Below are 7,031 nucleotides of genomic sequence, written 5' to 3' on the forward strand. Positions count from 1 at the left end.
TATAATACTGAAAAGCAAGCAAAAATTATAGTATCATAAAATCGACGAATATTCAACCTGTTTTTTCAAACCCGTCACAGGGTATGCTATAATCATCTACTGAGACGTTTCTGGAGAATCAGGAAGGAGGTGCCGTCATTCGAAATTCAAATTCCCCTGTTAAAGAAAACATTGTGCTTTTCCCAAAAACGCTGGACTACTATCAAATTCAACTGACCGTTATGCTGGAAAGCGAACGTTACGGAGAAGCAGCTGAGCTGCTGCGCTTTTTGCTGCAGTGCCAGGGGCAGGAAGAACGGCACTATGAGGAGTGGCAATCTCTGCTCGAATGGCTGGAGGCAGCGTTTCCATATGCTTTAGAGGACAAATATAACAACGATTCTCCGGCTTATGAAGAAGATATAGGTGAACAAGAGATGGCCCGGCAGCTGGCCAAGACCAAGCTTCAAGAGGACCCGGAATACGCGAGCAAGCTGCTGCACCGGGTTATGCACGAGCCTTTGTCGGAAGCGACACTGCTCGCTCTGGAACAACTGTCTCATTTTGAAGGGGATGAGGTGGATTACGCCCTGACTGAATGGGTTCAAAATCCGGGAATCCATCCTATTCTTCAATTCCGGACGCTGCAGACGCTTCGCCGGCGCGGTGTACAGGGTGCTGTGGAGTTGAAGCGCGGGCCGCAGAGTATTGTAGTGGACATTGATAACATTCCATTGCAGAAGGAGGATTTCCCTTCACAAATTGTCCAGGTGCTGGAACGGGTTGCGGAGCATACGGAGACGCATGAGCCCACTTTGTATTATTTTGCGCAGGAACTGTGGGAGCAGTTTATCATGTCGATTTACGGTTCTGAAGCCTATCACGCGATTTTGACCGGTGAGGACGGAATTCTGGATCTATGGGCGGGAGCGCTGCATCAGAGGGTTTCCGAGACGCTTAACGGAACAAGAAATGAAGAAGAGACCCGGGCGATGTACGGCATAACGGAGAGTATGCGGTTTCAGTTCGAACAAGCATACCGGATGCTGAACGGCTTTACAGGAAAGCCTCAATAGAAGCCAGATTCCCGGGAAGTAAACCAACACAAGCTACTTGAAAAATATAATAATATTTTATATAATATAATGGTTATTCTGTGCGTGATATGTGAACCAATTTTGGAGGGGAAAGTAAACAATGAAAGCAACTTGGGAAAAAATAGAGAAGAACCTTGGCGTTCTTGAAGTTGAAGTAGACGCTGAGCGTGTAGCGAAAGCTCTCGACAAAGCCTTTAATAAAGTCGTTAAAAAAGCAAACGTACCCGGCTTCCGCAAAGGTAAAGTGCCGCGTCCGATTTTTGAATCCCGCTTTGGCGTAGAAAGCCTGTACCAAGACGCCATCGACATTCTGCTGCCCGAAGCCTACGGCGAAGCGGTTGAGCAGACCGACATCTTCCCTGTAGACCGTCCTGAAGTGGATATCGAGCAGTTCGGCAAGGGACAAACCTTCAAGTTCAAAGCCACGATCACTGTTAAGCCTGAAGTAACGCTTGGCGAGTACAAAGGAATCGAAGTTCCCGCTCAACATGCGGAAGTTACCGACGAAGAGCTGGGTGCTGAACTCAAGCGCCTGCAAGAGCGTCATGCTGAACTCGTTGTGGTTGAAGACGCACCGGCAGCGAGCGGCGACATTGCCGTGATCGATTTTGACGGATATGTCGACGGAGAAGCTTTTGAAGGCGGCAAAGCGGAGCGCCATTCTCTGGAACTGGGAAGCAACTCCTTCATTCCTGGATTCGAGGATCAAGTCATCGGTATGGCTACCGGCGATTTCAAGGATGTTGAAGTAACTTTCCCGGAAGAATATCAAGCCGAGCATCTTGCTGGTAAACCGGCCGTATTCAAAGTGAAACTGCATGAAATCAAACGCAAGCAGCTTCCTGAGCTGGACGACGAATTTGCCAAAGACGTAAGCGAATTCGAAACGCTGGACGAATACAAGGAAGATCTGAAGAAGCAGCTGGAATCCCGCAAGGCCGATGAGCTGAAAGGCGTGAAGGAAAACGCTGTTGTTGACAAGGCTGCTGCCAATGCGGAAGTTGAAATTCCTCAAGCGATGATTGACAGCGAAATTCAGAACATGATCCGCGATTTCGATATGCGTCTTCGTCAGCAGGGCATGAACATGGATATGTTCCTCAGCTTCTCCGGACAAACCCAAGATGACCTGCGGGAACAAATGAAGAATGATGCAGAGCAGCGCGTCCGCAACAATCTGGTTCTTGAAGTGATCGCGAAGCAAGAGAACATTACGGTTTCTGACGAAGAATTTGAAGAAGAGCTGTCCAAAATGGCAGAGACTTACAGACGTTCTCCGGAAGAGATTCGCGGCATTCTTGCAGCCAACGGTTCACTTGACAGTCTGAAGGGTGAAATTTCGCTTCGCAAGACCATCGAGTTCCTCGTTGAGAACAGCATAGAAGTTGAAGCTCCGGCCGAGGCTGCGGAAGCGAAATCCGAAGAAGCAAGCGCTGAATAAATTATCATATAGACTTTAGAGCATGTTAACTAGAGCGGTCCATTTCGGGCCTCATACCCAAGAGATAAGGTGCGTATATTTTGTCTACGTGCCTTATTTTTTTGAAGAGATGCCTTTCTCTAAGTGAAAAAATGACATTGCGCCTTGAACGTGTTAAAATACATCTGAAAAGGCAAGACTAATTTGTATAGAGAAACGAGGTTGGTGGCATGAGTCTGGTACCAATGGTTGTGGAATCGACGAATCGGGGAGAACGCTCTTACGACATCTACTCCCGATTGCTCAAGGACCGCATCATTTTCCTGAGCAACGCGATTGATGATGATGTTGCCAATCTGGTAATCGCCCAATTGCTGTTTCTGGCAGCCGAGGACCCTGAGAAGGATATCAACCTGTACATCAATTCGCCCGGTGGTTCTGTAACAGCCGGCATGGGTATATATGATACGATGCAATTTATCAAGCCAGATGTATCCACGATTTGCGTAGGAATGGCAGCTAGCATGGGCTCGCTTCTTTTGACGGCCGGGGCGCCCGGTAAAAGATATGCGCTATCCAACAGTGAGGTAATGATTCACCAGCCTCTTGGGGGCGTTCAGGGTCAGGCGTCTGATATTTGGATTCACACGGACTGGATTCTCAAGACAAGACAGAAGCTGAATCAAATTTATGTAGAGCGCACAGGACAGCCCCTTGAAAAAATCGAGCGCGACACGGATCGTGATAACTTCATGAGCGCGGAAGAAGCAAAGGCTTATGGCCTGATTGACGAGGTTCTGGCTTCACCGATCAAATCCTAAGGGGTGATTACATGTTTAAATTTAATGATGAAAAAGGGCAGCTGAAATGCTCTTTCTGCGGAAAATCGCAGGAGCAAGTACGCAAGCTCGTTGCAGGGCCTGGCGTTTATATATGTGATGAATGTATCGAACTGTGCACGGAGATTGTAGAGGAAGAGCTCGGACATGAGGAAGAGCTGGATCTGAAGGATATTCCGAAGCCGAAGGAGATCCGCGACATTCTCGATCAGTATGTTATTGGTCAGGAGCAAGCCAAGAAATCACTGTCTGTTGCGGTGTACAATCACTACAAAAGGATTAACAGCCAAAGCAAGATTGAAGATGTCGAGCTGACGAAGAGCAACATTCTGCTGCTTGGTCCGACAGGCTCGGGTAAGACGCTGCTGGCGCAGACAATGGCCAAGATTATCAATGTGCCGTTCGCGATTGCGGATGCTACTTCCTTGACGGAAGCGGGCTATGTCGGCGAAGATGTCGAGAACATTCTGCTTAAGCTGATTCAAGCCGCTGACTATGATGTGGAAAAAGCCGAGCGCGGCATTATCTATATTGATGAAATTGATAAAGTGGCCCGTAAATCCGAGAACCCGTCGATTACCCGTGACGTTTCCGGCGAAGGTGTTCAGCAGGCACTGCTGAAGATCCTCGAAGGAACGGTCGCTTCGGTGCCGCCGCAGGGGGGACGGAAGCATCCACATCAGGAATTTATTCAAATTGATACGACGAACATCCTGTTCATCGTCGGCGGTGCTTTTGACGGATTGGAACAACTGATTAAACGCCGTGTTGGCAAAAAAGTAATCGGCTTTAACGCATCCGAAGGCGGCCAAAAGGAACTGAAGGCCGGGGAGTACCTGTCCATGGTTCTGCCGGAGGACCTGCTCAAATTCGGTCTGATCCCCGAGTTTGTCGGCCGTCTGCCGGTCATCTCGACGCTGGAGCCGCTTGACGAGAAGACGCTGGTGCGTATTTTGTCCGAACCGAAGAACGCGTTGACGAAGCAGTACGCCAAGCTGCTGGAAATGGATAATGTGTCGCTGAAGTTCGAACCGCAGGCACTGGAAGCCATCGCCAAGGAAGCGATCAAGCGCAATACCGGAGCGCGCGGTCTTCGCGCCATCATTGAGAGCATTATGCTTGATGTGATGTACGAAGTGCCTTCTCGCGATGACATCAAGGATTGCGTCATTACGGAGAAGGTCGTTCATGAGAAGGCGCTGCCTGAACTGAACCTCAAGAAAGACAAGAAGCAAGAGGAAAGCGCGTAATAGCTAGCCTTACAATACAGGCCTTATGTCTCCACCTTCTTCCGCCCCCGTCCCCTGCGGGAGTGAGGGGGTGGAGCTTTGGCGTTATGGGGGAGAAATCATGTTCCTTAGACATCAGACGCGTCCAGTAAATGTGGGAGGCATCACAATCGGAGGAAATAATGAGGTTGTCATCCAAAGTATGTGTACCACCAAGACCGCAGATATCGAGGCCACGGTAGCTGAAATTCTCCGGCTTGAGGAAGCGGGCTGTCAACTGGTGCGCGTCACGGTGAATAACGAAGAGGCTGCTGCGGCCATCAAGGAAATCAAGCAGCGGATTCATATTCCGCTCGTTGCGGATATTCATTTTAACTATAAGCTGGCCCTGCTCGCGATCGAGAACGGCATCGATAAGGTGCGAATTAACCCCGGCAATATTGGACGGCGCGAAAAGGTGGAAGCGGTTGTCAAGGCATGCAAAGACAAGGGCATTCCGATTCGCATCGGCGTCAATGCCGGTTCGCTGGAGGCGCATCTGCTGGAGAAATACGGTTATCCGACACCGGAAGCGATGGTGGAAAGCGCTCTGTACCATATCGGAATTCTGGAAGAGTTGGACTTCCACGACATTATCGTGTCATTGAAGGCTTCTGACGTTCCAATGGCGATCGAAGCTTACCGTAAGGCTGCCGAAGTGATTCCTTATCCGCTGCATTTGGGCATAACAGAATCAGGCACCCTATTCGCTGGCACCGTGAAGAGCTCGGCGGGCATCGGCGCTCTCCTCTCCATGGGAATCGGCAATACCGTACGCATTTCGCTCAGCGCCGATCCGGTAGAGGAAGTCAAGGTGGCGCGCGAACTGCTCAAGACATTTGGCCTCATTGCGAATGCGGCGACGCTCATCTCCTGTCCGACCTGCGGACGGCTTGATATTGATTTGTTCTCTATTGCGAATGAAGTCGAGGAGTATATTTCCAAGATAAAAGTGCCGATCAAGGTATCGGTGCTCGGCTGTGCAGTGAACGGTCCCGGCGAAGCTCGCGAGGCCGACATTGGTATTGCTGGAGCGCGCGGCGAAGGTCTGCTGTTCCGATACGGACAAATGATCCGCAAAGTTCCGGAGGCGGATTTGCTGTCTGAGCTGAAGAAAGAAATCGATGCGATTGTATCCCATTATGAAGCCACCGGGGAAATTCCCGGCCGCAAGGCTCATCACGAGTCCATGCAGGGAGCGGGGATATCGGAAGGCTGAGCATTAAGAATCTCATAAGTTTAACGGCTGCGGTCTTTTCCCGCCTGCGGGAAGGGGCCGTGCTTTTTTTGTGAGTCCAGAAGCAAGCTTTAACGCAAAGCCTTCGCCTTGTGATGTAAATCCTCTCCAATGCGTTTAGCCGTTAGGGAAACGGCTATACTACCTAGTAGTACCAATGAATGGGAGGATGACTTATGGAACTGAGTATAGTGCTGATGGTCGTGCAGTTATTTTTTGCGCTGGTCATCGGCGTTTACTTTTGGAATCTGCTCCGGGGACAAAAGACAAGCAAGACGGCGGTGGAGCGGGAGTCGCGCAAGGAACTGGAGAAGCTGCGGAAGATGCGGGCCATCTCGCTGACGAAGCCGCTGGCCGAGAAGACGCGTCCGGCTGCGATCAAGGATATCGTTGGGCAGAAGGATGGTCTGCGCGCTCTGAAGGCGGCGCTGTGCAGCGCCAATCCCCAGCATGTTATCATCTACGGCCCTCCCGGTGTGGGGAAGACGGCGGCTGCCCGCGTTGTGATGGAGGAAGCGAAAAAAAATCCGTACTCTCCTTTCAAGGCGGATTCCAAGTTTATGGAAATCGATGCCACGACGGCACGATTTGACGAGCGGGGCATCGCAGATCCTCTGATAGGCTCCGTGCATGATCCCATCTACCAGGGAGCCGGAGCGATGGGTGTGGCGGGTGTGCCTCAGCCTAAACCGGGGGCGGTAACCAAGGCGCATGGAGGAATTTTGTTTCTGGATGAAATTGGAGAACTGCATCCCATTCAGATGAATAAGCTGCTTAAAGTGCTGGAGGACCGCAAGGTTCTGCTGGAAAGTGCATACTATAATTCGGAGGACAGCAATACGCCGGCTTATATCCACGATATTTTCCAGAATGGCCTGCCCGCCGATTTCCGGCTGGTTGGCGCGACTACGCGCTCGCCTCAGGAAATCTCTCCCGCGCTCCGTTCACGCTGCATGGAAATCTATTTCCGGCCGCTGCTTCCGGATGAAATTTCGCTTATCACCCGGGACGCGATTCAGAAAATCGGGCTAAAGCCAAGTCCGGAAGCGGTTTCTGTTGTCCAGAAGTATGCTACGAACGGGCGCGAGGCGGTTAACATGGTTCAGCTCGCGGCAGGCCTTGCGCTTACGGAACAAAGAGAAACTATAAGCGCGGCCGATGTGGAATGGGTAGCGGGCAGCAGCCAGCTGC

At 50.8% G+C, this 7,031-nt stretch carries 6 protein-coding genes; all 6 read left to right on the top strand.

What is annotated here, in order from left to right:
- Nucleotides 1-173: 173 nt before the first annotated feature.
- Entirely contained in the window at nucleotides 174-1,055 is an 882-nt protein-coding gene (locus L691_RS0108530) for a hypothetical protein (RefSeq protein ID WP_198023003.1), read from the top strand.
- Nucleotides 1,056-1,176: 121 nt separating this feature from the next.
- Nucleotides 1,177-2,517, top strand: a complete 1,341-nt coding sequence (tig, locus tag L691_RS0108535) for a trigger factor (protein WP_025689982.1) — start codon at nucleotides 1,177-1,179, stop codon at nucleotides 2,515-2,517.
- 209 nt (nucleotides 2,518-2,726) lie between these two features.
- Complete coding sequence (gene clpP, locus L691_RS0108540; RefSeq protein ID WP_025689984.1) at nucleotides 2,727-3,317, top strand: ATP-dependent Clp endopeptidase proteolytic subunit ClpP; 591 nt, start codon at nucleotides 2,727-2,729, stop codon at nucleotides 3,315-3,317.
- An 11-nt stretch (nucleotides 3,318-3,328) separates the two neighbouring features.
- Nucleotides 3,329-4,585 carry an ATP-dependent protease ATP-binding subunit ClpX gene (gene clpX / locus L691_RS0108545; protein WP_025689985.1) on the top strand — a complete coding sequence of 419 codons (1,257 nt, stop codon included), beginning with the start codon at nucleotides 3,329-3,331 and terminating at the stop codon, nucleotides 4,583-4,585.
- 100 nt (nucleotides 4,586-4,685) lie between these two features.
- Complete coding sequence (gene ispG / locus L691_RS0108550) at nucleotides 4,686-5,822, top strand: flavodoxin-dependent (E)-4-hydroxy-3-methylbut-2-enyl-diphosphate synthase (protein WP_025689986.1); 1,137 nt, start codon at nucleotides 4,686-4,688, stop codon at nucleotides 5,820-5,822.
- A gap of 194 nt (nucleotides 5,823-6,016) precedes the next feature.
- The coding region (locus L691_RS0108555; protein WP_025689989.1) for an ATP-binding protein at nucleotides 6,017-7,031 on the top strand (1,015 nt) is incomplete at its 3' end.

Source organism: Paenibacillus zanthoxyli JH29 (genome assembly GCF_000520715.1).
Taxonomy (GTDB): Bacteria; Bacillota; Bacilli; order Paenibacillales; family Paenibacillaceae; genus Paenibacillus_AQ; species Paenibacillus_AQ zanthoxyli.